Origin of the sequence: Arthrobacter oryzae, from assembly GCF_037911235.1 — a bacterium.
Taxonomy (GTDB): domain Bacteria; phylum Actinomycetota; class Actinomycetes; order Actinomycetales; family Micrococcaceae; genus Arthrobacter; species Arthrobacter oryzae_E.
Genome location: NZ_JBBLYW010000019.1, coordinates 1 through 25,016 on the forward strand (window position 1 = coordinate 1; position 25,016 = coordinate 25,016).

A 25,016-nucleotide genomic window follows, 5' to 3' on the forward strand; every position below is an offset into this window, starting at 1 on the left:
CCCAAGAACGTGAAGGCCCCCACGGCTCCGGAAGAGGACGTCGTCTCCGTCCTCCGCGGACCGGCGAAGGCCATCGCGTCCAACATGGTTACCAGCCTGGAAGTTCCCACGGCCACCAGTGTCCGCGCCATCCCGGCCAAGCTGCTGATCGACAACCGGGTGGTCATCAACTCCAACCTGGCCCGTGCCCGCGGCGGCAAGGTTTCCTTCACGCACCTCATCGGCTATGCCGTCATCCGCGCCCTGTCCCAGTTCCCCTCCATGAACGTCTACTACGACGAAGTGGACGGCAAGCCCGTTGCAGTCCAGCCAGCACACGTGAACTTCGGCATCGCCATCGACATGCCCAAGCCGGACGGCACACGCCTGCTGATGGTGCCGAACATCAAGAAAGCGGAGACCCTCAACTTCTCCGAGTTCTGGCACACCTACGAGGACCTCATCAAGCGGGCCCGCAACGGCAAGCTGACCGCCGACGACCACTCCGGCACCACGGTTTCCCTCACCAACCCGGGCGGCATCGGCACCGTGCACTCCGTGCCCCGCCTTTCCAAGGGCCAGGCTGCCATCATCGGCGTCGGCGCGCTGGACTACCCGGCCGAGTTCCAGGGTGCCAGCGAGAAGATCATCGCGCACAACGCCATCAGCAAGGTCCTCACGCTGACCTCCACCTATGACCACCGTGTCATCCAGGGTGCCGGCAGCGGCGAATTCCTGAAGCTCGTGCACCAGCTCCTGCTGGGTGCGCAGAACTTCTACGACGAGATCTTCGAATCCCTGCGCATCCCGTATGAGCCCGTGCGCTGGAGCCCGGACCTGCAGGTTGACCCGGCCGACCAGATCAACAAGGTCGCCCGGATCCAGCAGCTGATCCACTCCTACCGCGTGCGCGGCCACCTTATGGCGGACACCGATCCGCTCGAATACGTGCAGCGCAAGCACCCGGACCTCGATGTGCTCACCTACGGGCTGACCCTGTGGGACCTCGACCGCGAGTGGCCCACAGGCGGCTTCGGTGGCAAGCCCATGCTTGCCTTCCGCGACATCCTCGGCGTGCTCCGGGACGCCTACTGCCGCACCACCGGCATCGAATACATGCACATCCAGGACCCCGCGGAGCGCAAATGGTTCCAGGACCAGATCGAGCACCCGTACTCCAAGCCGAGCCGCGAAGAGCAGCTGCGCATCGTTTCCAAGCTCAACGCCGCGGAAGCCTTCGAAACCTTCCTGCAGACCAAGTTCGTGGGCCAGAAGCGGTTCTCGCTGGAGGGCGGGGAGTCGCTGATCCCGTTGCTGGACGCCATCATCTCCGATGCTGCCGACGACAACCTCGATGAAGTGGCGATCGGCATGGCCCACCGAGGCCGCCTGAACGTGCTCACCAACATCGCCGGCAAGACCTACGCACAGGTCTTCCGCGAATTCGAAGGCACCCAGGACCCGCGCTCCGTGCAGGGCTCCGGCGACGTCAAGTACCACCTCGGCACCGAGGGCACCTTCACGTCGGACAACGGCAAGGAAACGAAGGTCTACCTCGCCGCCAACCCCTCGCACCTCGAGGCCGTGGACTCCGTCCTCGAAGGCATCGTCCGCGCCAAGCAGGACCGCCTGGACCAGGGCGAGGCCTTCCCCGTGCTCCCCATCATGGTTCACGGTGACGCCGCGTTCGCAGGCCAGGGCGTGGTGGCGGAAACGCTCAACCTCTCCCAACTGCGCGGCTACCGCACCGGCGGCACCATCCATGTGGTGGTCAACAACCAGGTGGGCTTCACTACCGCACCGTCGTCGTCGCGTTCCTCCACCTACTCCACGGACGTCGCCAAGATGATCCAGGCTCCGGTGTTCCACGTGAACGGCGACGACCCGGAGGCCGTGGTCCGCATCGGCCAGCTTGCCTACGAGTTCCGCCAGCGTTTCCACAAGGACGTTGTCATCGACATGGTCTGCTACCGGCGCCGCGGTCACAACGAGGGCGACGACCCCTCGATGACCCAGCCGCTGATGTACAACCTGATCGAAGCCAAGCGCTCGGTCCGCAAGCTGTACACCGAATCGCTGATCGGCCGCGGCGACATCACCGAGGAAGAAGCAGAGCAGCTGCTCCGCGACTACCAGGAACGGCTGGAACGCGTTTTCGCCGAGACCCACGCAGCGCAGACCTCGCCGATCCCGATCATCACCGCGGATTCGGCTGCCGTCTCGGACCTTGAGCGTCCCATCGCCCAGCAGACCGATCTCGACATCAACGCGCCGGCGTCCACCGCGATCTCCGCCGAAACGCTGGCGCGCATCGGCAAGGCCCACATCGAGATCCCCGAGGGCTTCACGGTCCACGCCAAGCTCAAGCAGCTCCTGGAGAAGCGCGAACAAATGTCCCGCGAGGGTGGCATCGACTGGGGCTTTGGCGAGATCGCCGCCTTTGGCTCACTCATCATGGAAGGCGTTCCGGTCCGGCTTGCCGGCCAGGACTCGCGCCGCGGCACCTTCGTGCAGCGCCACGCTGTGTTCCACGACCGCGCCAACGGCAACGAGTGGCTGCCCCTGGGCAACCTCTCCGATGACCAGGCCAAACTGTGGATCTATGACTCCCTGCTGTCCGAATACGCGGCCATGGGCTTCGAATACGGCTACTCCGTGGAGCGTCCCGACGCCCTGGTGCTGTGGGAAGCGCAGTTCGGTGACTTCGTCAACGGCGCGCAGACCATCATCGATGAGTTCATCTCCTCGGCTGAGCAGAAATGGGGCCAGCGCTCTTCGCTGGTGCTCATGCTGCCCCACGGCTACGAGGGCCAGGGTCCGGACCACTCGTCCGCACGGATCGAGCGCTTCCTGCAGCTCTGCGCCGAAGACAACATGATCGTGGCCAACCCCACGACGTCGGCTTCCCACTTCCACCTGCTGCGCCGCCAGGCGTACAGCCGGCCGCGGAAGCCGCTCATCATCTTCACGCCCAAGCAGTTGCTCCGCCTGAAGGCCGCAGCCTCTTCCGTGGAGGACTTCACCACCGGCGCCTTCCAGCCCGTCATCGGCGACCACGAACAGCTGCAGGCGGATGCCGTGGAGCGCGTTCTGCTGGTGTCCGGCCGCCTGTACTACGATCTCCTGTCCACGCGGCAGAAGACCGGCGACAAGACCACTGCGATCGTCCGCGTCGAGCAGCTCTACCCGCTGCCTGCCGCTGAAATCGCCGCCGAGCTTGCCAAGTACCCCAACGCCGAAGTGGTGTGGGCACAGGACGAACCGGCGAACCAGGGCCCGTGGCCGTTCATGGGCCTGAACCTGCCCGACGCACTGGACCGCCGGGTGAAGCTGGTCTCGCGCCCGGCCTCGGCCTCCACGGCAGCCGGTTCAATGAAGCGGCACGCTGCGGAGCAGGACACCCTCCTCAAGCAGGCGTTTTCACGGAAGTAGCTTGAACGCTGCCCGGCCGGAGCTCGACATTCACGACTCCGGCCGGGCAGCGTTGCTTAATGGATAAGGGGACAGCAGCCAGCCGCCGAAGTTGGCCAGGAACCCGTATCCATGGAACGCTAATTTTGTTGCACATTGAGGTTAAGAGGTAGTGGTGGAAGACAGAAAGCTGCGGATTGCGGCTGTTGGAGATGAACTGCTGGCCGGCCTGGGCGATCCCCGGGCGCTGGGCTGGCTGGGCCGAGTGTTGGCCCGCACTCCGCAGGACGGCATAACCGTTGAGTGTTACCCCCTCCCCTGCCCGCAGGAAGGCACCGAGGGCCTGGCAGCCCGCTGGCTTGATGAAGCCGGACGACGCTTCGGCAACAACCACGAAAACCGGCTGGTGATCGGGCTGAGCGGGCGTGACGTCGAGTTCGGACTTTCCACAGCCCGCAGCCGCCTCAACCTGGCCAACATCCTGGATTCGGCGTCCCAAAACAAAATCGAGGTCTTCGTGGTGGGCCCGCCGCCGTCACTTGACCCCTCGCAGAACCGCCGGCTGGGGGAACTGAACACGGCATTCGCCGATGTCACCACGCGGCGCAAACACCTGTACGTGGATACCTTCTCCCCGTTGCTCAACCACGAGCAGTGGCGCCAGGACCTCGCCGCCAACGGCGGAACGCCGGGACAGGCGGGCTACGGCCTGATGGCCTGGCTCGTGCTGCACCGCGGCTGGTTCCAGTGGCTCGGCATCGCCGCCCCGGAGTAGGAACGGCACCACGCACGACGCCGGCGTCCCGGCCTGCCCGCGCAGGGAAGGCTTGACACCTGCGGCCCGCACGTGCCCCAATGGCCCCATACCGCCGTCGACAAAAGGTTGTGGGTCATGACCGTCACCGGAAAATCCAAGGCCTCGAATACCGCGGCAGCGCTGGCACTGGCACTGGTTTTGGCACTGCCGGCTGCAGGCTGCAGTGCCGGGCAGGCTCCGGCGCCACCCGGGTCGCAGCCGGCCTCAGAGGCATCCTCCGACGGCGCCCTGCAGCGGTTCGACCAGGCGGCGCTCGAGCAGGCCTTCAAGAACGCCGCCCAGGAACTGCGCGTCCCCGGCGCGGCGATGCTGCTGCGGACCCCCGGCGGGAACCTCACCTACACGTACGGCGTGCGAAGCTTCGGCGGCACGGACCCCGTGACGCCGGCGGACCACGTCCGGATCGGCTCCATCACGAAGACCTGGACCACCACTGTCATTCTGCAGTTGGTCCAGGAAGGGAAGATCAAGCTCGACGACCCGGTGGCGGATTACCGTCCTGAAGTGCCGAACGGCGCAAACATCACCATCGAACAGTTGTTGACGATGCGCAGCGGACTCTACAACTACACCGAGGACCCCGATGTAAACCAGGTCCTCGATACCGATCCAGGAAAGGTGTGGACCACCGATGAACTGCTTGCCGCAGCCTTCCGCCATCCGCCGTACTTCGCTCCCGGCGAGGGCTTCCACTATTCCAACACCAACACGGTGCTCCTGGGCCTGATCGCGGAAGCCCTGGACGGCAAACCGCTCGCCGCGGCGTTCCGCGACAGGCTGTTCACCCCGCTCGGACTGACCGGATCCGTGTTTCCGGAGCAGGCGTCCAACGCAATTCCGGCACCGCATCCGCAGGGCTACATGTTCGGGACCAACGTGCTGACCCTCGACGACCCGGCCCTCCCCGAGGACATGCAAAAGGCTGCCGCCGACGGAACCCTCCTGCCCGCAGACCAGACAGCCATGAACACCTCGTGGGCCTGGTCCGCCGGGTCCGGAATTTCCACCGCGGAAGACCTGGCAACCTGGGCAGAGGCACTGGGCGGCGGGAAGGTCCTGGGGCCCGGCCTGCAGAAGCAGCGTCTTGACAGTCCGCGGCCGGTAAAAGCCGATGACCCGGGAGGCGCGCTCTATGGGCTGGGAATCGCAAAATTCGGGAAGCTCTACGGGCATACCGGTGAACTGCCCGGCTTCAACAGCTTCGCAGGCCACGACCCCGCCAACCGGGTCACCCTTGTCGTCTGGACCAATCTGGCCCCGGCGCCGGATGGCCGGGACCCGGCCACCACGATTGCCCGGACACTGATCGGAAAAATCTACTGGTAGCCGCCGTCGCCCATTGCATTCGCGTGGAACGCGATATATCGTCAAAATATATTCACGATATATCGCAACTTGGAGGGCGCAGTGGACGAGAACACCTGGACCGTTACCGGTCCGCAAACCATCGACGTGGACGGCGTCAGATCACTTAAACTCGGAATCATCCGGGGACGGTTCGACGTCGTCAGCCACGACGAGGACGTTACGCGGATCGAAGTGTCCGAAATCCACGGCGACCCGCTGACCATCACCAACGTCAACGGCCGGCTTGAGGTGCGCCACCAGCTGCACGGCGCCCAGGGCTGGTTCAAGAACCTCATGGAGACGGTCAACAACAGCAGCACCAACTCCATCGTCATCAGCATTGCGCTGCCGGCCGGGGTGGAAGTTGAGGCAGGTACCGTCAGCGGCGACGGCCTCGTCTCCGGGATCACGGGGCACACAAAGCTAAACACCGTCTCCGGTTCCGTCATGGCAGACCGCACCGGCGGGGAACTCCACGTCAACACCGTTTCCGGCGACGTCATTGCCCGGAACCATGACGGCGTGCTTACCGCCAAGAGCGTCTCCGGCGAGGTCACGGCCTCCGGCCGGTTCAGCAACATCCGCGCCAACACGGTTAGCGGCGACATGAGCTTCGACCTGCATGGATTCACCCACGATTTCGGGGCCAACTCAGTGTCGGGCGACCTCACCCTCAGGCTCCCGCACGACGTCGGAGTGGACATCGTCGCCAAATCCGCCAGCGGCGCCGTGGTCATCGATGACCAGAAATATGTTGTGCCGGGCGGCAAGGTCCAGACCATCGCCGGGCCGGATGAGCAGCTCATGCTCGTCCGAACGAACTCCGTCTCCGGCAAGACCTACATCATCCACAGCCAGCCGCCTGCGGACGCCGAAACGGAGGCCTAGATGCCTCCGGTCTTCGCCCACGGCGCCCTTCGCCTCTATCTGCTCTCGCTTCTGGAATCCGGCCCCAAACACGGCTATGAGCTCATCAAAGCACTCAGCGAACGGTTCGGCGGAACCTACTCCCCCAGCGCGGGCACCATCTACCCGCGGCTCGGCAAGCTCGAGGAGGAAGGGCTCGTGGCGACGGAAACCGTGGGACGCCGCACCAACTACCGCATTACCCCCGCCGGGCTGCTGGAGCTCAACCGGCGCCGGGACGAACTGGCCGGGGTCGAGAATGACATATCCGCCTCGGTCCGCCGGCTGGCCGACAACTTGCGCGAGGATATCCGCGTCAACATGCGCGGCCTCCGGGCCGACCTCGCCGCCACGGCGGAAGCAGCCAGGGCGTCTGCCCGTTCTGCCGGTTTTCCGGAGCGCGGCATGCGGCACACTCCGGAAGGCGACCGCGCCCTGAAAGAGGCGGAAATGCTGGTCCAGGCGTTCAGGGACGACCTCCGGGTGGAACTTCGGCTCCGGGCAAGCGCTACGCCTGTCAGCGGGGTCACGCTCGAAACGATCCGGACGGTCCTGGACCAGGCCCGCATTTCCATCCGTAACTCCCTGAATGCCGACAGTTACTGAACTGCGTCAGTCACTGAGGGTGCCGGTTCGCGGGCCGTCGCGTGATGTGGGAGACTTGAGGGCAGCTCTTTTGAGTACCAAAAGATTAAGGAGGCCAGCTATGAGCAAGCGTGCACGTAAACGTCGTGACCGTAAGCGTGGCGGCGCGAACCACGGGAAGCGCCCCAACACCTAAGCTACGGTTTGGAACATGAGCTTTAAAGCGAAGGGCCCCGGAAACCACATGGTTTCCGGGGCCCTTTGCTGTGGAACTAGGCCTCGACGGGGCGGATCGAGTGGATCCGGTCAAGGATGGCGCTCTTCAGGTTCTCCGGGGCGGCTTCCGTGCAGGAGCGCTTGACCACCTTGCGGATGACGCACTCGAGATCGTACTCCTCAAGGCACTCCGGGCAACCGTCCAGGTGATCCTTGATCTCGGCGATGTCGCTGTGTGTCAACGCACCGTCCAGGTATTCGTAAATACGTTGCATCCGGGCGTCATCGCAATCGCCCAGTCCCTGGCAGTCGCTCATTTCCTGTTCTCCTGTTTTGTGCTTTCGGCCGCTGCGCCGGGATCGGCTGCGGCTTTGAAACCCCGCTCTGCGGCGTAGTCCGCGAGCATGTCGCGCAGCATTTTGCGGCCGCGGTGGAGCCTGGACATCACAGTGCCGATGGGGGTGTTCATGATGTCTGAGATTTCCTTGTAGGCGAAACCCTCCACGTCGGCGAAGTACACAGCGAGGCGGAATTCCTCCGGAATCGCCTGCAGTGCGCGTTTCACATCGGAATCGGGAAGGTGGTCCAGTGCTTCCGCTTCAGCAGAGCGCAACCCGGACGAGGTGTGCGATTCCGCCCGTGCCAGCTGCCAGTCCTCGATGGTGTCCGAGTTCGACTGCAGCGGCTCGCGCTGCCTCTTGCGGTAAAGATTGATGTATGTGTTGGTGAGGATCCGGTAAAGCCATGCCTTGAGGTTGGTCCCGGGCTTGTACTGATGGAACGCGGAGAACGCCTTGGTGTAGGCCTCCTGCACCAGGTCCTCAGCATCGGCCGGATTCCGTGCCATCCTCATGGCAGCGGAATACAGCTGGTCAACGTACTGCATGGCATCGCGTTCAAACCGCTGCCTGCGCTGCTCGGGGGTCTCGGACACTACGTCGACTTCCGCCTCCGCAGATTCCGCCTCCGCAGATTCCGCGACCGCCGCGTCCTTGCCAGCCGCGGCATCCGCCGGAGGCGCAGTGGTGGTCTTGCCGTCGTTTCCGGCAGCCTCATATATGGCCGCAACGGCCGGATCAATGGTGCTCATTGCCTTCAAGTCTACTGTGACGCGTCCGGCAGCCGCCGGACGGTCTCCGCCCGCCTCGCCGCCGCGTCTGGAGAACTCCAATGGCGCAAGGAGTTCCACGCTGTCCCTAACCAATGTCAAAGCTCCATCTCCGCTCAGTGTCCTGACGTCCGTCGTTACTAGGACGTCCTTGCAGGCGTCGGTGCCGGGCGCCCGCGCTGACCCTCCCAGCGCCGCGCCCGCGCGGCGTCCGCAAGTGCCTCAGGCCGTAGCCAAGCACTGCCCCTGACTCACTGGGACCTGCTTTTCACAACCACGGCCGGCGGGCAAATATTCCGCAAAAGTGCAAGACTAGAACCGGTTCCCCCGCAGAAGTTCCGCGGCTCGTCCACCCAGGAGGAAATTCATGTCGTTTGTCCGTATTCTCGCCCGGCCCATGCTGGCCTCAAGTTTCGTTCTTGCCGGCCTGGACAAGCTCAAGAACGCGGATGACACTGCGACGCAGCTGTCCCCCTTGTTGCGCCGGGCTGCGGATTCCCTCCCGTTCGCCACCAACGAAAAGGTCCTGGCACGCGTCATCGGCGGCGCCCAGGTGGGCGCCGGCGTGCTTTTTGCACTCGGCAAGTCGGCCCGGCTGGCCGCCACCGTGCTTGCGGTGATTTCAGCACTGAACGCCTTTGTCGAGTGGCGCAGCGCGGACATCACGTCCAAGGAGGGCAGGGACGCGCGGCGAAACCAGCTCCTGAAGAACGTCACCCTCACCGGCGGTGTATTGCTTGCATCCGTGGACACCGCGGGCAAGCCGAGCCTCGCCTGGCGGGCCGAGCACCTGGCAGCCGACGCCCGCAAGGGCGCCAGCCACCTCGCTGCAGACGCCAGGAAGACCACCTCGAAGAAGCTCAAGAAGGCCGACAAGGCTGTCCGCAAGGCCGTGGACCACGCAGTGAAAGCATAGGCACGAATGACAGGCACTGCCCCCGCCACCCCCGTACCGTCCGCACCGGCTGCGGCGGGTTCCTGCTGGCCCGCGCCGTTCGCCGAAGGTCCGGTCGATGCCACAGTCACCGTCCCGGGCTCCAAGTCCCTCACCAACAGGTATCTGGTGCTTGCAGCCCTGGCAGACGGTCCGTCCCGTCTCCGCGCACCCCTGCACTCGCGCGACTCGACCCTGATGATCCAGGCCCTCCGCCAGTTGGGAGCAGGCATCCGGGAAGTTCCGGGAGACGGCTCGTTCGGCCCCGACCTTGAGGTCACGCCCCTGAGCCCGGACGCTGTGCCGGGTGACGTTGCTATCGACTGCGGACTCGCCGGAACGGTGATGCGCTTTGTCCCTCCGGTGGCCGCCCTCCGCAGCGGCGCCACAGTCTTCGACGGCGACGCGCACGCCCGCAAGCGGCCGATGGGCACCATCATCGAGGCGCTTGCTGCCCTTGGCGTTGGCGTCAGTGCCGCGGACGGAACCAGGCCCTCGTCGCTTCCGTTCTCAGTGGACGGAACGGGCGAAGTGCGGGGCGGCCACCTGGTGATAGACGCGAGTGCCTCGTCCCAGTTCGTGTCGGCGCTGCTCCTTGTCGGTGCACGTTTCGCCGAGGGCCTGCACCTCGAGCACGTGGGCAAACCCGTCCCCAGCCTCGACCACATCAACATGACCGTGGCTGTACTGCGCGAGGTTGGCGTGTCCGTGGACGATTCCGTCCCGAACCACTGGGTTGTCGCGCCGGGCGTCATCCGGGCCTTCGACCGCCGAATTGAACAGGACCTGTCCAACGCCGGTCCCTTCCTGGCGGCTGCGCTGGCAACCGGCGGCACCGTCCGCATTCCCAACTGGCCAACACCCACCACGCAGGTGGGTGACCTTTGGCGCAGCATCCTGGCTGCGATGGGCGCCACAGTCACCCTGGACAACGGGACACTCACCGTCACGGGCGGGCCCGAAATCAAGGGCGCGGACTTCGCGGATACCAGCGAACTGGCACCGACCGTTGCCGCGCTGTGCGCACTGGCCACGAGCCCGTCGCGGCTGACGGGCATAGCGCACCTCCGTGGGCATGAGACGGACCGGCTGGCTGCGCTCGTCACCGAAATCAACCGCCTGGGCGGGGACGCCGAGGAAACCGCCGACGGCCTGGTGATCCGGCCCGCGAAGCTCCACGGCGGCATCGTCCACAGCTACGCTGACCACCGGATGGCCACGGCCGGGGCCATCCTGGGCCTCGCCGTGCCCGGCGTGGAAGTAGAAGACATCGGCACCACCTCCAAAACGATGCCGGACTTCCCGCAACTGTGGGAAGCCATGCTGGCGCCGCGGCGCCAGGGGGAACAGGCCAGTGGGGCGTAGCACCGGGTCGTGGGACGAGTCCGATATCCGGATCCGTCCCAACAAGAAGGGTTCACGCCCGCGGACCAAAGACCGGCCCAGCCATGACGACGCCGTGACCGGCCGGATCGTCACGGTGGACCGCGGACGCTACACGGCAGTGGTGGGCGAAGACAGCGGCAACGAACGCACGGTGATCGCTGCACGTGCGCGTGAACTCCGCCGTTCACCTGTCGTCGCCGGGGACTTCGTGTCGCTGGTGGGGGATGTTTCAGGAGCGCCGGATACCCTTGCCCGGCTGGTCAAGATCCAGGACCGCCGCACGCTGCTGCGGCGCAGCGCCGATGACACGGATCCTATCGAGCGGGCGGTCGTCGCCAATGCGGACCAGCTTGTTGTGGTGGTTGCCGCCGCCAATCCGGAACCGCGTACCGGTTTTATCGACCGTGCGCTCGTGGCGGCCTACGACGCCGGGATCGAGCCGCTGCTGCTGGTCACCAAGGCGGACGTCAAGGATCCCACCGAACTACTGTCCAACTACCGCCACTTGGATTTTCCGGTCATCATCAGCCGCACGGCCGATGCAGCGGCCTCGGGAATCGATGCCCGCTCCGACGACGGACTCTCCGCCCGCCTCGACAGCGACGCCGTGTCGCAGCTGCGGGCCCACCTCAACGGCAAGGTCACAGTCATGCTGGGGCATTCGGGCGTGGGGAAGTCCACCATGGTCAATGCCCTGACCGGTGCTGAACGGGCAACCGGAGGGGTCAACGCCGTCACCGGGCGGGGGCGGCACACGTCGTCGTCTGCGCTTGCCCTGAGGATCAGTGACGCGCCCGCCGGAAGCTGGATTATCGATACCCCGGGCATCAGGTCCTTCGGCCTGGCCCACGTGGATCCGGACCGGATCCTGCGTTCCTTCCCCGACCTCGAGCCCGGAACAGACGCATGCGAACGCGGCTGCAAGCATGATTCCTCTGCTGTCAACTGCGGCGTGGACGCCTGGGTGGCCGAAGGCCACGCTGGCCCGTCCGGTGCTGCGCGGCTGGCTTCCCTGCGTCGCCTGCTCGGCACCGATCCCCGTTTGGAAGCGCAGGAAGCCAAGGAACTCGGCATCGTTTCCTAGGGTCCGGTACGCGACCTCCCGGCCGGCCGGCCCCGGAGACGGTAGTTTGGAAACATGACCCAACCCGCTTCGAGCTACAACGATGACCTGCGGCTCGCCCATGTCCTGGCCGACTCCGTCGACTCCCAGACCATGAGCCGCTTCAAGGCGCTGGACCTTCAGATTGAAACCAAACCGGATCTGACCCCGGTAACGGATGCTGACAAGGCAGCTGAGGAGTCCATCCGCGGCCAGCTCTCCCGTTCCCGCCCGCGAGATGCCGTCCTCGGTGAAGAGTTCGGCAGTTCAGGGCACGGTTCCCGCCGCTGGATCATCGACCCGATCGACGGCACCAAGAACTTCGTCCGCGGCGTGCCGGTATGGGCCACCCTGATCGCCCTCGTGGATGAGGGCGAGCCGGTGGTCGGCCTCGTCAGTGCCCCGGCGCTGGGCAAGCGCTGGTGGGCCGCGAAAAATGCCGGCGCGTACATGGGAAGGTCCCTCGCTGCTGCCACGCGCCTGAAGGTCTCGAACGTGTCCAAGCTGTCCGACGCTTCGCTCTCCTATTCGAGCCTGGGCGGGTGGAAGGACCGCGGGAACCTGGACGAATTCCTTGGCCTCACAGAGGAAGTCTGGCGGACCCGCGCCTACGGCGACTTCTGGTCCTACTGCATGGTGGCCGAGGGATCAGTGGACATCGCCTGCGAGCCGGAGCTTAACCTTTACGACATGGCCGCGCTGGTGCCGATTGTTACCGAAGCCGGCGGCCGCTTCACCTCCCTCGAAGGCGTGGACGGCCCCTTCGGCGGCAACGCCCTCGCCACCAATTCCATCCTCCACTCCGAGGTCCTCAAGCGGCTGAACCCGGACCTCGACGACCTCCTCTGATCCGGTGGCAGATCAGCGAAATTCCGAATAAACGACGGCGGGCGCCCTTCCCAAGGGGTGCCCGCCGTCGTATATTCGACTGAAACCCCGTTCTTCCGCCGTGCGTAACAAAGTGCTTAATATTCGCCGCGGCTTTCCCGCGACGCCGTGAATGTCCTAGTCTCGAAGCAGGTCACGAGTGCCAGCGCTAAACCCCGGTTTGCTGGCCGGCAACCCTCCATTCGCGGTGGGGTGCCCCGGGTGACGACCAGGCCGGTCCGGAACGGACCCGGCAAGCGCGGATCCCCGGAGTGAGGGGTCCCTTTACAGTGAGGTCCCCATGACTACTGCCACGTTCCCCGCCACCCCCGGAACCACCTCCGCCGCAGGACTTCTGGACGAACGGTTCAGCGTCGCCCGGCGCCCCCTCTCAGCCGTCACCGGAGCGGAAATCCAGGCGCCGCTGATCCAGGGCGGCCACGTCCGCTACGCGAACCTGGACTACGGCGCGTCCGCGCCGGCGCTGTCCGTAGTCTCCGCCTACCTCAATGAGATCCTCCCGTACTACGCCAGCGTGCACCGCGGGGCGGGCTACGCCTCGCAGATCAGCACGTCAGTGTACGAGAATGCCCGGAACATCGTCCGCGGGTTCGTGGGCGGCCGGCCGGACGATTCCGTCATTTTCACTCGGAACACCACCGACTCGCTGAACCTGCTGGCCGGCTGCCTCCCGGTGGCCGACGGCCGCCACACGGGCGAGGTACTGTACCTCGACATCGAACACCACGCCAACCTGCTCCCCTGGCAGGGCGTGCCGCACCGCAGCGTTGTCGCCGCCTCCACCCTGAAGGCCACTTTGGAGAGCCTGCGGTCCGAGCTCCGGCAAGGCGACATCAGCCTGCTGGCCGTCACGGGCGCCTCCAACGTCACCGGCGAGATCCTCCCGATCCGCGAGCTGGCCGCGCTGGCCCACGAACACGGAGCAAGGATCGTTGTGGATGCGGCACAGCTCGCACCGCACCGCCGGATCGACATCGCCGCGGACGACGTCGACTACCTCGCTTTTTCGGGCCACAAACTGTACGCGCCTTTCGGCAGCGGCGTCCTGGTCGGCCGGCCGGACTGGCTCGACGCCGGAACCCCGCACCTGGCAGGAGGCGGCGCCGTCCGCGAGGCACGGCTGGACTCCGTCAGCTGGGCCACGGGACCGGCACGGCATGAAGGCGGCTCGCCCAACGTGCTCGGGGCGGCCACGCTGGCCCGGGCCACCCAGGTCATCGGTGCCCTGGACCAGGAGCTGTGGCACGCGCATGAGACAGCCATCCGGTCCTTCCTCGTGGAAGGGCTGCGAAAGATCGACGGCGTTACGGTGCACCAGATTTTCAGCGACACGGACCAGGCAACAGACACCATCGGCGTCGTGAACTTCTCCGTGGCCGGCTACGACGCGGGACTTGTAGCGGCCTATCTCTCTGCTGAACACGGCGTGGGCCTGCGGGACGGCCGCTTTTGCGCCCATCCGCTGCTCAAGCGGCTGGGCCTGCCGTCCGGCTCCCTGCGGGCAAGCTTCGGCGTCGGCTCCCGGCTGGAGGATGCCCAGCGCCTGCTTGCCGGCATCGAGGAACTCCGCCGGACCGGACTGGGCTGGGACTACGTGGTGGACGCGGGCCGCTGGGTGCCGGCCAATGACACCCGCAGCTACCCGGACTGGGCACCCAACACTCCCGGCACCGCCGGCGCAGCGCCCTGCAGCGACGACTAGGGACCGACGACTAGGGACCGAAGTCCAGGGCCGCGCGCAGTACGGTAAATTCGAGGGGTAAGAATTCCAGCCTGCCCGAAGGAGACTGCACGTGGCACGGGGAGGCCCCAAACTGCACCACCGGCGCCGTTATGAGCTCGGCCAGAGTTTCCAGGACGGCGGCGAGCATTACGACCGCGTCCGGCCCGGTTATCCTGCCGACTCCGCAGACTGGCTCGTCGGCAGCGTCCGCAGGGCGGGCGGGGCGTCCGACGCCGCCGACATCGGGGCCGGGACCGGCAAGTTCACGGCGTTGCTGGTCCAGCGCGGACTGGCCGTCTCCGCGGTGGATCCCTCGGAGGACATGCTCACGCAGCTGCGGTTGGCACTTCCGGGCGTTCCCGCGTTCGTGGGCACCGCGGAAGCCACCGGCCTCGCGGACGAAGCGTTCGACGTCGTGAGCGTTGCCCAGGCATGGCACTGGTGCGATCCGCTCCTGGCCAGCACCGAGCTTGCCCGCATCCTTCGCCAGGGCGGAGTGCTGGGGCTGTTGTGGAACCAGCTTGATACGTCGGTCCCGTGGGTGCACAGGCTTTCCCGGATCATGCATGCCGGCGATGTGCACAAGCCGGACTTCCGCCCCGTCGTCGGCCCCGAGTTCGAGGGGCTGGAGAGCCACCTGACACGGTGGGAAGACCCGGTGACCACCGGAGACATCATCCAACTGGCCAAATCCCGCAGCTACTACCTCGCCGCCGGAGAAAGCACCAGGGCCAAGGTTATGGCCAATCTGGACTGGTACCTCCACGAACACCTGTCGCATTCCCCTTCCGACGTCCTGGAACTGCCGTACCTGACCCAGACCTGGCGGGCGTTCAAGACGTGAGCGCCGGCGCCAAAGCGGTAGGCTTGGACTCGTGAAGACCAGCGCGCCCTCCTCCTCCATCGAGGACTACGTCAAGGTCATCTACTCCTTTACGGAGTGGCAGGACAAACCCATCACTTCCTCGCAGCTTGCGCAACGGCTCGGCGTCGCCAACTCCTCGGTTTCGGAAATGGTCCGCAAACTCAAGGACCAGGGCCTGGTCGACCACAAGCCCTACAGCGCCATCACGCTCACGGCCGACGGCGTCCGGCTCGCGCTTTCCATGGTGCGCCGTCACCGGCTCATTGAGACCTACCTCGTCCAGGAGCTCGGTTACAGCTGGGACGAGGTCCACGACGAAGCCGAACTCCTGGAACATGCCGTATCGGATACCTTCATCGAGCGGATGGCGCGCAAGCTTGGCAATCCGCTGCGCGACCCGCACGGCGATCCCATCCCGGCAGCCGACGGCACCGTCCACATGCCGCACGCCCACCGCATGAGCGAACTCGACGAAGGCCACACAGGCCGGATCACCAGGATCAGCGACGACAATCCCGAGCTCCTGCGCTATCTCTCGGCCGAGGAAATCGACCTCGACGCCGACATCGAAGTCCTCGGCCGGAAGCCGTTCGGCGGAGCCCTCGTGGTCCGGATCGGCACCGCAGGCAGCCACCGCGAATTCGACCTCGCCGATGAGGTGTCGTCAGCCCTGTGGGTGCACAGCGAGTCCCGCCATGCCGGTTGCCGGCTGGCAGACGCCTGAATGGTTCCTCCTGGATGAAGGTTTCCGGCGTGAAGGCCGACAAGAGCCCAGGCTGGCGGGCATGGACGGCAGTGGCTGTCGGCGCACTCGTGGGGACGGAGCTCCGCTATGGCCTCGGTGTGCTCTTCCCGGAAACCGCGGGAGCAGTTCCCTGGACCACGCTGGCCGTCAACGTTTGCGGAAGCTTCGTCCTTGCCGCCCTCACCACAGTGTGGATCGCGCGCCCCAGGACCGCGTTCTGGTTGAGGGCCGGTATCGGCCCGGGGCTGCTGGGGTCCTTCACCACCTTCTCGGCAGTGGTCTTTACCATTGACCAGCAGGCACGCTCCGGGCAGCACCTGACGTGGCTGATCTATCTCGGGCTTTCGCTGGTGCTGGGGCTCGGTGCGGCCGCCGTGGGCTGGAAAACCGGCAAGGCCCTGAGCGACCGGACGGCCGGAGCCTCATGACTGCACTGTTGGTCGGGGTCTTCGGCGTGGCCGGAGGGTTGCTCAGGTTCACCATCGACACGTGGTTCGCCCATCGCGCGGGGATACGCAGGCACTGGCCCTGGGCAACACTGCTGGTAAATGTTCTTGGCTCGCTGATCATCGGCCTGTCCCTGGGCGTGACCGGCAGGCTGGGGCTCGGCGCGGAGTGGCAGACGGCGATCGCCACCGGGCTGGCCGGCGGCCTGACGACGTTCAGTTCCTGGACCACTGCGACGATCCGGCTCGTCAGCGAGGTCCGGTATCTGGCAGCGGCGCTGAACGTGGGCGTCAATCTCCTGGCCGGGCTCTCGGCGGCCGCGGCCGGCATCGCCCTCACCGGTGGACTGCTCGCCGGCTGACAGCATGGGGCGGGACGGCCGCGGGCGCCGGCGTCCCGCCGTCGTGAATCTGAAGCGGTCCGGCGTCCCGTATCGTTAAACGATGGTTACGCGACGTGAAGCAGCTCAGATCCTCGATATTCCGCTGGAAATGGCACACCGTCACGGTATCCCGGCCCGGCTGTCGGACGCCGAACTGTCCGAGCTCCTGGACAACCCCCCGGCCTGGCTGGTTCAGTCCAAGGCGAACCGCACCGGCAAGCGGCCCGTCTGGGTCCAGCTGACCTGCGCGGTCTGCGGTTTCTCGGAAGCCGCCCGGCCCAAGAAATGGTGGCCGCCGTTTACGTACGTCTGCTGCGTCCATCATGCACCGGCCGACTTGCCGCCGGTCCTGCCAGGCCAGGTGCGCAGCGAATACGAGGGAATCGGCAGCCGATTCGTCGGAATCGTGGACGTTGAGGTGCCGGGTTCCTGACGTTCCGGCGCCCGGCCAGGAGCCGCGGTGCACGTAGAAGGACCGGGGTCTGAGGCCGCCGATGGAGCCAGTTTCATTCGCGGCAAAACAGGCGTACCTTACAAGCACGGGGCTTATTCAAGGCCCCGATGTAAGGGAGGGCGACATGCCTGACAAATCGCCGCACCGGCAGGTCACCAAGAAATCGGACAAGACCATCAAGCAAAAGAGGGCCGACAAGAAGTCCAAGCATGAGCTGGACGCCCACGTAGACCCCGTGGCGCACATCAAGAAGCGCTAGATCCGCGGCCGCCGACGGCCGCTGGAGAATGCAGGAACGGTGCAGAAAACAAAAGGCCGGAAGCTTTCGCTTCCGGCCTTTTGCACCGGGTGGAACCGCGTTGCCGCTGTCCCGATGGTGGAGATGGGGGGAATTGAACCCCCGTCCGATGTCGTGTTGTCAGGGCTTCTCCGGGCGCAGTTTGCGTCGGATTTTCTCGGCCCCAGCTATCCTGCAAACAGGTAGCTGATCCGGGCCCAGTCATTTAAGAGTCCCGTTCACCCCAATGACGAAGGTCAACAGCAGTGGCTATCTTAATGACGCCAGGATCCGGGACGATAGCAATCCCGGGCTGACGGACTGTCTTACTGCTTAGGCAGCGAGAGCGAAGTCAGTGCGCGTTTGTTTGGCACTTATTGTTTTGCAGACAGCGTTTACGAGATAATTCTGCATCCTCGGCCCGCTTCACCTGTCGCGACTAACATCGTCGAAACCGATCATCCCCGTATTTTGTTACCAAACCGGTCAGGTTCCTTGCAGACTCCTTGCGGTTTCCGCGCCGTTCCTTCCCGGACTACCAATCATAACGCACCGCCGCCCGGAATCATTCCCGGCAAGCCGGAGGCGGATTCAGCGGCTGGTTCAGCGGCACGTTCACCGTCTGGTTCAGCCGCGGTTTCTCTCGCGCATGACGCGCAGCGCTTCGCGCTTGTCCTGCTGTTCGCGGAGCGTCTGCCGCTTGTCGTATTCCTTCTTACCGCGGGCGACGCCGATCTCCACTTTCGCCTTGCCGTCCAGGAAGTACAGCTGGAGCGGAACGATGGTGAAGCCCGATTCGCGGACCTTGTGTGAGATCTTGGTCAGTTCCTCGCGGTGCAGCAGCAGTTTGCGCCGCCGCCGGGCGGAGTGGTTGGTCCAGCTCCCCTGGTTGTATTCGGGAATGTGAATCCCCTCCATCCAGAGTTCGTCGTTATAGAACGTGCAGAACCCGTCAACCATGGAGGCGTGGCCCTCGCGAAGGGATTTAACTTCCGTCCCCATCAAGGCAATGCCCGCCTCATAGGTATCCAGGACATGGTAGTCATGCCGGGCCTTCCGGTTGGTGGCCACTACCTTACGGCCACTTTCTTTCGGCACGGTGGAACTCCTCAACTCTTGGTCTGGATGCTTTCCCCGACGTTGTGGTCGGAGCTATTTAATTCTACGGCAGGGCCAGGCCTGCCGTGGGTACCGGCCATTGCCCCGACCGTGGTTGGCAGAGCATGCTCGTGCCCGCGTGGACGCAACCGTCAGAGCAGGATCATCGGATCAACGGCCTGCCCGTTAAGCCAGGTCTCGAAGTGCGAGTGGCAGCCTGTTGAGTTGCCGGTTGTGCCTGAATAGGCGATGAGCTGACCCTGGCTGACCTGCTGGCCCATGGACACCACCACGCTGCTGTTGTGGTAGTAGACGGTGGTCAACGAGTTGCCCTGGACAACGCCATGCGAAATCTTCACGTTGTTTCCGCCGCCGTCGCTGCCCCAGCCCGCTGAAACGACAGTGCCGGCCGCCGGAGCGTAGACCGGGGTGCCGCAGCCGGCGCCGAAGTCGATGCCCGTGTGCATGTAGCCGCCGGAGCCGTAGAAGTCGACTGTGCCGGGAGGCGTCGCGCGCCACCCGAAGCCGGAGGTGATGGCGACGTCGGACGAGAACGGGTGCCGCAACCCAAAGGCGGAGGGAGGCCCGACCTGCGGAACGTAGGGCTTGGCTGCCTGCCCTGCGGCCCTTGCTGCGGCGGCTGCGGCCTCGGCGATGCGGCGCTGCTCAGCTTCCCACGCCTCGCGCAGCTTCCTGTCACGTTCAACGATCTCCGCGGCCACGGCGTTCTGCGCGGCCTGGACCTTGGAGAGCTGGCTCTGGATGCCGGGCTTCGCGGCCTGCAGCTCGTTGTTGATCCGGGTGGTGTCAGCGATGAGCTTGTCCACCTGTTCCTTCTTGGCTGCAGCTTCGTCGCGGGCTGCCTTCTCCCGGGCCAGCGCGGCATCCGCCTTGGCCTTGAGATCCTTGATCTCCGCCTCAACCGCTTGCAGGCGTGCCTGCGAATTGACGTTGGTGGCGTTCTGCTGGGACAGCTTGTCCATCGCCGAGTTCTGGCTGCGCATGGCCTGGTCCGCGAGGTCCATCGTGTCCGTCAGGCTGCCGCCGCTTTTGGATCCAAAGAAGAGGGTGAGGTTGGAGGGAACGCCGCCCGACTTGTATGCCTGGGTGGCGATCTGGCCGATGAGCTTCTTGGTGTCGGCGATTTTCTGTTTGTCGGTTTCAAGCTGCTGCGTGATCTTGGCTTTGTTCTGCTGGGCCAGATCGACTCGGGCGGCCAGTGCTTCGACTTCCTTCACCGCACTTGCTACCTTGCCCTGCGCCTCCAGCAATGCCTGCTGGGCGGCCGGGAGCTGTCCCTGGTAGATCACCAGGTCTCCCGCGGCCTTGGCGATCTTGGCATCGACGAACTCAAGGGACTGCTGTACACGCGCCGCCTCGGCCTCAAGCGCTGCCTGCTTGTCTTCGAGTTCGTCAGCGAAGGCCACCGGGGTGGAAGCGCCCAGGCTCGCGGCAAGGACCAGCGCCAGGGCAGCGCTGATGATGCGGCTGCCCCGTCCCGGTGTCCGGAGCCTGCGGGCCTTGCGGTCCATTTCTGTCATGGTCAATCCTTCGTTGGTATGCACAGCCTAGACCCGCAAATATCTACGTAAGGTCAAGAGAGACGAAATTCCAGCCAAAGTCGCCCCCAGTCCCAGGAGCGCCGGAGCGAGGATCAGGGTCTGCGCCGGAGAGATGAACGCTGTGTCCGGATACTGCTTGGACATGTACTCGCCGAGGAAGAAATGCGCCACGGCCCAGAGCGTGCCCGAAGCCAGCGCCGCTCCGATCACGGCGGCGATGACACCTTCGAGGATGAACGGCAACTGGATGACTGTCTTGGAGGCACCGACCAGCCGCATGATTCCGGTCTCCCGGCGCCTGCTGAAGGCTGACAGCCGGATGGTGGTGGCAATGAGCAGGATGGCGCAGACAATCATGACACCGGCAATGATCACTGCAACCAGTGAGGCCGCGTTCATGACGGAGAAGAGCCGTTCCAGGACCTGCCGCTGGTCGATCACGGTCTCGACGCCGGGCTGCGACGAGAACGTCTCGCTAATGATCTGGTATTTCTCCGGGTCCTTCATGTTGATCCGGAAGGATGCCGGCAACTGGTCCGGCGTCACCGAGTCGACAATGGGCGAGTTGGAGAACTGCTCCTTGAAATGCTTGTAAGCCTCTTCTTTGGACTCAAACTGGAAGTCGTTGATGTACTGGGCCACGGCGGGAGATTCCAGCAGCGTGCGCAGGTTCTCCTGCTGCTCCGGCGTCGCCGTCCCGGTGGCGCAGCCGGCCGCCGTCGAGCCGTCACCGCAAAGGAAGATGGCCACCTGGACTTTGTCGTACCAGTAGCCCTTCATCTGGTTGATCTGGAGCTGCAGCATGCCGGCGGCACCGACGAATGTCAGCGACACGAAGGTCACCAGGATGACCGACACCACCATGGACAGGTTGCGCCTGAGACCGCTGCCGATCTCGCTCAGGATGAAGGCGAGCCTCACAGTGCCTCCCCCGTCCGCGAGGAAGCGGAGCCGTCTCCGAGGCCGGGCTCGGCGCCCTCCGGGCGTCCGCTGGCGTCCTTAAGACGCCGGGACTGCCCCACCACCGGAATCATGGAGGTGTACAGGGCCCGGGCCTCGTCGCGGATGACGATGCCGTTCCTTAGTTCCACCACGCGTTTGCGCATCTCGTTGACGATGTCGTCGTCGTGCGTTGCCATGACCACCGTGGTGCCGTTCTGGTTAATCTTGTCCAGCACGCCCATGATGCCCATCGACGTTGTGGGATCAAGGTTTCCGGTGGGCTCGTCCGCCAGCAGGATTCCCGGACGGTTGACCACGGCGCGGGCGATCGCCACACGCTGCTGTTCACCGCCGGAGAGTTCGTGCGGCATGCGGTGTTCCTTGCCTTCAAGGCCCACCGTCTTAAGTACTTCGGGAACGGTGTCCCGGATGATGCTGCGGCTTTTGCCGATCACCTGCATGGCGAAGGCAACGTTGGCAAAGACGTTCTTCTGCGGGAGGAGGCGGAAATCCTGGAAGACGACGCCGATGCCGCGGCGCAGCCGGGGAACACGCCAGCTTGATATGTTCGCAACGTTCTGGCCGGCGACGTAGACGGCGCCGGAGGTGGCCCGGTCCTCCTTGAGGACCAGCCTGAGGAAGGTGGATTTGCCGGAACCGGAAGCGCCCACGAGGAACGCAAACTCACCACGGTCGATTTCAAGGTTGACAGAGTCCAGCGCAGGCCGGGCTTTCTGGTCATAGACCTTGGTGACATTCTCGAAACGGATCATTGCCCTAAGTACCCTGCAGGACATGGCTGATGGAGCCCAGTACTGCAGCCGGTGCACGGGCTTTCTTTTGGGGGAAGTAGAGCTCCGGCCCCTCGACTATACGCACGGCCACCTGCAGAAAAGCTGGAGTTCCGGGGCGTGTCGCGGGATTCAGCCACCGAATGGACGCCCTGGGCGCCTGCGCGCCTAGTCGGCGGCGTTGCGGTTGTCGGTGCGCCAGCGGATGCCGGCATCGATGAAATCGTCGATTTCGCCGTCGAACACCGCCGACGTATTGCCGACTTCGTGTTCGGTCCGGAGGTCTTTGACCATTTGGTACGGATTGAGGACGTAGGAGCGCATCTGGTCGCCCCACGACGCCTTGACATCCCCGGCGAAAGCCTTCTTTTCCGCGTCTTCCTGCTCCTTCTTGAGAAGCAGAAGCCTGGACTGGAGGACCCGCAGGGCCGCCGCGCGGTTCTGGAGCTGCGATTTTTCGTTCTGCATCGACACCACTGTCCCGGTGGGGATGTGTGTCAGGCGCACCGCCGAGTCGGTGGTGTTAACGGACTGTCCGCCGGGGCCCGAGGACCGGAAGACGTCCACGCGGATTTCGTTGTCCGGGATGTCGATGGAGTCCGTCTGCTCGATCAGCGGAATGACTTCCACGGCTGCGAAGGACGTCTGGCGGCGGCCCTGGTTATCGAAGGGGCTGATCCGGACCAGGCGGTGTGTGCCGGCTTCGACGCTCAGCGTGCCGTAGGCATAGGGTGCGTTGACTTCGAAGGTGGCGGATTTGAGGCCGGCTTCCTCGGCGTAGGACGTGTCCATAATGGTGGTCGGGTAGCCGTGGCGTTCCGCCCAGCGAAGGTACATCCGGAGCAGCATCTCCGCGAAGTCCGCCGCGTCCACTCCGCCTGCGCCTGCACGGATGGTGACAACAGCTTCCCGCTCGTCGAACTCACCGGACAGCAGCGTCACCACTTCAAGGTCCTTCAGCGACTTGCGGATGGACTCAAGCTCCGCGGCAGCCTCGCCCATGGAATCGGCGTCGTCCTCGTCCTGGCCCAGCTCAACCAGGACTTCAAGGTCGTCGATCCGGGAAACCAGGGTGTTGAGCCGTTCCAGCTCGCTCTGGCGGTGCGAGAGCCTGGAAGTGATCTTTTGCGCGGCCGCAGGATCGTCCCAGAGGTTCGGCTCGCCGGCGCGTTCGCTCAGTTCGGCGATGTCTTCCTTCAGCTCTTCAACATTCGAGACGTTTTCGATGGAGGTGTAGGTGGCGCGCAGAGCGCGGATTTCTGCGGAAAAATCAATTTGAGCCATGGTTGTTAAAGCCTACGCTATCCTTCCTAGCCGCCCCGCACCGGTTCCGGACCGCTACCGGACAAGCCTGGAACGCGCCGTGGACGCCGCCTCAATCCTGATTCCGTCCGGGATAAGGAAGTTGACGATGGGTGGATGCACTTCCGCGCTCAGTACGACGACGGCCGTGGAACCGTCGGGACTCCCGGTCTCCGGTGCGACCGCGAGGCCGTCGAACCGGTCAAAGGCACCGTTCCGGCTCAAGTAGTCCGCGGCAACGCTGCGGACCCGGCCGCCATTGAGGACCGCGGACGGGCTTCCGCCAGCAGTCTCGACCTGACCCAGCGTGTAGCTGTCCGCCGCTGCCACGGAGGCACCGTCGGCCGCGGACAGCAGCTTCTTATGTTCAAGGTAAAGCGAGGACGCCGCCATGACTGCGGTGGTGACCAGGAGCGCCAGGAGTACGTAGCCGATGATCAGGACCATCATCTGGCCCTCTTCCCGGCTGTGATCAGCGGTGGGATGTTGAGCCGTTATCGGAATCGCCCCACAATCTGTGTGGCCGAGGCATCCAGTTGGCTTACGTTGAGCCGGAACGAATCGCTGAAGGGCACAAAGGGCAGCGGGACCGAGAGGTGGACGGTGATGGTGACAGCCGACCCCGGGGCCAGGCAGTCCGAGGGCTGGCAGCTTGCGTCCATACGTGCGTTGTCCGCCGGATGCCCGTAGTCCGCGAGGGCGAGCATGACTGCCTGTTCGGCCGCAGCGCGGCCGCTTTCTGCATCAGGCTGGGCGACGTATACCTTGGCGGCCTGGTCGGCCGCTCCGACGACGGCGAAGGCGCCGCCTTGGATCTGTCCCACGGTGATGATGAAGTATACGAGGGGAACCATCAGGAGCAGTGCGAGGAACGTGAACTCGACGACGGCGCTCCCCCGCTCCCCCGGGAGCGCTTGCCCGTCACCGGCCATGGGACCCGGTCCCGCTTGGTGTCCGCTGCTTCGGGCGGAGCAACGTTCATGTTCCGGACCGGCCATGATGCATGCGGCCTCAAGGAACCGGCGCGACAATCTGGCTCGAATCCTACGGCTGGATGGCAGCATGGCCTTTCACCTCCAAGGCCTCCCGTGGACCGATCAGGCCAATTACCGGCAACGGCGCCCTGACCGTCACCTCGAGGGAACGGACACCTTGATAATTCACTTCCGAAGTGGTCACGTCTTTCGCGAAGTCCCCGTTGAGCGCCATTCCGATCAGCTCGCCCGTGCGGTCCCTCGCATCGGCCGCGTTCCGATCGGCGAGTGTGCCGTACCTGGCTCCCGACGCCGCGGCGTCGATCAGCGTGTTGCGGACGTGCAGGACAAGCGCCAGTTGGATGATCGCGAGGAAAAACATCGTGAGAAGCCCTCCAACGAGGACGAAATCCACAACAGCGGAGCCGCGCTCCCGCCGGAACGGATCATCGCTCCCGGCCGGCTTCCCGGTTGGCCGGCAAGCCGTGTCTTCCGCCGCCCGGAGCCCTGCGGGCATGTGCTAGTTTCCGACCTTGTCCATGGCTTGGTTGAACAGCCCTTCCAGGGCTGGTCCGGCAAGCGCCAGCAGGGCGGCCACGAGCACGGCTGACATCAGCGTGATCATCACCCAACCCGGGACGTCCCCTCTTTCGGGATGGTCGGCGCTGCCGGGCTGCCTGCCGCAATCTTTAGCGACGAGCGCTGCCGATGATGTCCGGAGCAGCAGGGTGATGGTGTGGATCAAGGCCAGGGCACGGATTCCGAGGTGTGTCAT

General features: G+C 65.0%; 28 protein-coding genes, 1 other RNA gene and 1 riboswitch. Of the genes, 17 read left to right on the plus strand and 12 right to left on the minus strand.

From position 1 onward, the window contains the following. From WMN78_RS05810 to WMN78_RS21110, 6 genes are all read left to right on the plus strand, one after another. Positions 1-3,411 (plus strand): multifunctional oxoglutarate decarboxylase/oxoglutarate dehydrogenase thiamine pyrophosphate-binding subunit/dihydrolipoyllysine-residue succinyltransferase subunit (locus tag WMN78_RS05810; RefSeq protein ID WP_340532597.1); only part of this gene is annotated, 3,411 nt, incomplete at its 5' end. A gap of 154 nt (positions 3,412-3,565) precedes the next feature. Then, on the plus strand, positions 3,566-4,165 hold the full coding sequence (locus WMN78_RS05815; protein WP_028270134.1) for a GDSL-type esterase/lipase family protein: 600 nt from the start codon (positions 3,566-3,568) through the stop codon (positions 4,163-4,165). Between the two features lie 117 nt (positions 4,166-4,282). Continuing rightward, positions 4,283-5,533, plus strand: a complete 1,251-nt coding sequence (locus tag WMN78_RS05820) for a serine hydrolase domain-containing protein (RefSeq protein ID WP_340532599.1) — start codon at positions 4,283-4,285, stop codon at positions 5,531-5,533. Positions 5,534-5,614: 81 nt separating this feature from the next. Then, positions 5,615-6,442, plus strand: coding sequence for a DUF4097 family beta strand repeat-containing protein (locus WMN78_RS05825; protein WP_340532601.1), 828 nt, complete (start codon positions 5,615-5,617; stop codon positions 6,440-6,442). Beyond that, positions 6,443-7,066, plus strand: coding sequence for a PadR family transcriptional regulator (locus tag WMN78_RS05830; RefSeq protein WP_340532602.1), 624 nt, complete (start codon positions 6,443-6,445; stop codon positions 7,064-7,066). 100 nt (positions 7,067-7,166) lie between these two features. After that, positions 7,167-7,241 carry a 50S ribosomal protein bL37 gene (locus WMN78_RS21110; protein WP_369299106.1) on the plus strand — a complete coding sequence of 25 codons (75 nt, stop codon included), beginning with the start codon at positions 7,167-7,169 and terminating at the stop codon, positions 7,239-7,241. Positions 7,242-7,317: 76 nt separating this feature from the next. Here the strand turns inward: WMN78_RS21110 and rsrA are convergent, their stop codons facing one another. Together rsrA and WMN78_RS05840 are read right to left on the minus strand one after the other, a co-directional pair. After that, on the minus strand, positions 7,318-7,578 hold the full coding sequence (gene rsrA, locus WMN78_RS05835; protein WP_305941526.1) for a mycothiol system anti-sigma-R factor: 261 nt from the start codon (positions 7,576-7,578) through the stop codon (positions 7,318-7,320). Continuing rightward, positions 7,575-8,351 (minus strand): sigma-70 family RNA polymerase sigma factor, encoded by a 777-nt coding sequence (locus tag WMN78_RS05840; RefSeq protein WP_425341119.1) that lies wholly within the window; start codon positions 8,349-8,351, stop codon positions 7,575-7,577. The genes rsrA and WMN78_RS05840 overlap by 4 nt, the downstream gene beginning before the upstream one ends. Before the next feature lie 385 nt (positions 8,352-8,736). Between WMN78_RS05840 and WMN78_RS05845 the strand changes: the two genes are divergently transcribed. The 11 genes from WMN78_RS05845 (at position 8,737) to WMN78_RS05895 (ending at position 17,554) form a co-directional block, all read left to right on the plus strand. Further along, positions 8,737-9,285, plus strand: coding sequence for a DoxX family protein (locus WMN78_RS05845; protein WP_340532604.1), 549 nt, complete (start codon positions 8,737-8,739; stop codon positions 9,283-9,285). A gap of 6 nt (positions 9,286-9,291) precedes the next feature. Beyond that, a complete protein-coding gene (aroA, locus tag WMN78_RS05850; protein ID WP_340532605.1) occupies positions 9,292-10,668 on the plus strand; it encodes a 3-phosphoshikimate 1-carboxyvinyltransferase in 1,377 nt (458 codons plus the stop codon). Next, on the plus strand, positions 10,658-11,773 hold the full coding sequence (locus WMN78_RS05855; protein WP_340532607.1) for a ribosome small subunit-dependent GTPase A: 1,116 nt from the start codon (positions 10,658-10,660) through the stop codon (positions 11,771-11,773). The genes aroA and WMN78_RS05855 overlap by 11 nt, the downstream gene beginning before the upstream one ends. 54 nt (positions 11,774-11,827) lie before the next feature. Then, positions 11,828-12,640 carry a histidinol-phosphatase gene (gene hisN, locus WMN78_RS05860; RefSeq protein WP_340532608.1) on the plus strand — a complete coding sequence of 271 codons (813 nt, stop codon included), beginning with the start codon at positions 11,828-11,830 and terminating at the stop codon, positions 12,638-12,640. A gap of 170 nt (positions 12,641-12,810) precedes the next feature. After that, positions 12,811-12,924: riboswitch (SAM riboswitch) on the plus strand. A gap of 35 nt (positions 12,925-12,959) precedes the next feature. Then, positions 12,960-14,381, plus strand: coding sequence for an aminotransferase class V-fold PLP-dependent enzyme (locus tag WMN78_RS05865; protein WP_340532610.1), 1,422 nt, complete (start codon positions 12,960-12,962; stop codon positions 14,379-14,381). A gap of 91 nt (positions 14,382-14,472) precedes the next feature. Further along, complete coding sequence (locus WMN78_RS05870; RefSeq protein ID WP_340532612.1) at positions 14,473-15,246, plus strand: class I SAM-dependent methyltransferase; 774 nt, start codon at positions 14,473-14,475, stop codon at positions 15,244-15,246. 31 nt (positions 15,247-15,277) lie between these two features. Then, positions 15,278-15,991, plus strand: a complete 714-nt coding sequence (locus WMN78_RS05875; protein ID WP_340532614.1) for a metal-dependent transcriptional regulator — start codon at positions 15,278-15,280, stop codon at positions 15,989-15,991. Between the two features lie 29 nt (positions 15,992-16,020). Then, on the plus strand, positions 16,021-16,440 hold the full coding sequence (locus tag WMN78_RS05880; RefSeq protein WP_425341120.1) for a fluoride efflux transporter FluC: 420 nt from the start codon (positions 16,021-16,023) through the stop codon (positions 16,438-16,440). Further along, positions 16,437-16,820 carry a CrcB family protein gene (locus WMN78_RS05885; protein ID WP_340532618.1) on the plus strand — a complete coding sequence of 128 codons (384 nt, stop codon included), beginning with the start codon at positions 16,437-16,439 and terminating at the stop codon, positions 16,818-16,820. The genes WMN78_RS05880 and WMN78_RS05885 overlap by 4 nt, the downstream gene beginning before the upstream one ends. Before the next feature lie 82 nt (positions 16,821-16,902). Continuing rightward, positions 16,903-17,274 (plus strand): hypothetical protein, encoded by a 372-nt coding sequence (locus WMN78_RS05890; protein ID WP_340532620.1) that lies wholly within the window; start codon positions 16,903-16,905, stop codon positions 17,272-17,274. A 145-nt stretch (positions 17,275-17,419) separates the two neighbouring features. After that, a complete protein-coding gene (locus tag WMN78_RS05895; RefSeq protein ID WP_340532621.1) occupies positions 17,420-17,554 on the plus strand; it encodes a hypothetical protein in 135 nt (44 codons plus the stop codon). A gap of 115 nt (positions 17,555-17,669) precedes the next feature. Here the strand turns inward: WMN78_RS05895 and ssrA are convergent. The 10 genes from ssrA to WMN78_RS05945 all read right to left on the minus strand — a co-directional run bounded on the left by ssrA (position 17,670) and on the right by WMN78_RS05945 (position 25,016). Then, positions 17,670-18,038: a transfer-messenger RNA gene (ssrA, locus tag WMN78_RS05900) on the minus strand. Positions 18,039-18,199: 161 nt separating this feature from the next. Beyond that, the gene (gene smpB, locus WMN78_RS05905) at positions 18,200-18,670 is read right to left on the minus strand and encodes an SsrA-binding protein SmpB (RefSeq protein ID WP_043482605.1); all 471 of its coding nucleotides are present in this window, start codon (positions 18,668-18,670) and stop codon (positions 18,200-18,202) included. Between the two features lie 152 nt (positions 18,671-18,822). After that, a complete protein-coding gene (locus tag WMN78_RS05910) occupies positions 18,823-20,202 on the minus strand; it encodes a peptidoglycan DD-metalloendopeptidase family protein (RefSeq protein WP_425341121.1) in 1,380 nt (459 codons plus the stop codon). Positions 20,203-20,238: 36 nt separating this feature from the next. Further along, positions 20,239-21,153, minus strand: a complete 915-nt coding sequence (gene ftsX / locus WMN78_RS05915) for a permease-like cell division protein FtsX (protein WP_340532623.1) — start codon at positions 21,151-21,153, stop codon at positions 20,239-20,241. Next, positions 21,150-21,947: a cell division ATP-binding protein FtsE gene (ftsE, locus tag WMN78_RS05920; RefSeq protein WP_340532624.1), complete on the minus strand. Its 798-nt coding sequence runs from the start codon at positions 21,945-21,947 to the stop codon at positions 21,150-21,152. The genes ftsX and ftsE overlap by 4 nt, the downstream gene beginning before the upstream one ends. 186 nt (positions 21,948-22,133) lie before the next feature. Continuing rightward, a complete protein-coding gene (gene prfB, locus WMN78_RS05925; RefSeq protein ID WP_340532625.1) occupies positions 22,134-23,249 on the minus strand; it encodes a peptide chain release factor 2 in 1,116 nt (371 codons plus the stop codon). Positions 23,250-23,303: 54 nt separating this feature from the next. After that, complete coding sequence (locus tag WMN78_RS05930; protein ID WP_340532626.1) at positions 23,304-23,717, minus strand: pilus assembly protein TadG-related protein; 414 nt, start codon at positions 23,715-23,717, stop codon at positions 23,304-23,306. A 44-nt stretch (positions 23,718-23,761) separates the two neighbouring features. Next, complete coding sequence (locus WMN78_RS05935; protein ID WP_340532627.1) at positions 23,762-24,199, minus strand: hypothetical protein; 438 nt, start codon at positions 24,197-24,199, stop codon at positions 23,762-23,764. A 112-nt stretch (positions 24,200-24,311) separates the two neighbouring features. Further along, positions 24,312-24,623, minus strand: a complete 312-nt coding sequence (locus tag WMN78_RS05940) for a TadE family protein (protein ID WP_425341122.1) — start codon at positions 24,621-24,623, stop codon at positions 24,312-24,314. Between the two features lie 138 nt (positions 24,624-24,761). After that, on the minus strand, positions 24,762-25,016 hold the full coding sequence (locus WMN78_RS05945; RefSeq protein ID WP_340532630.1) for a hypothetical protein: 255 nt from the start codon (positions 25,014-25,016) through the stop codon (positions 24,762-24,764).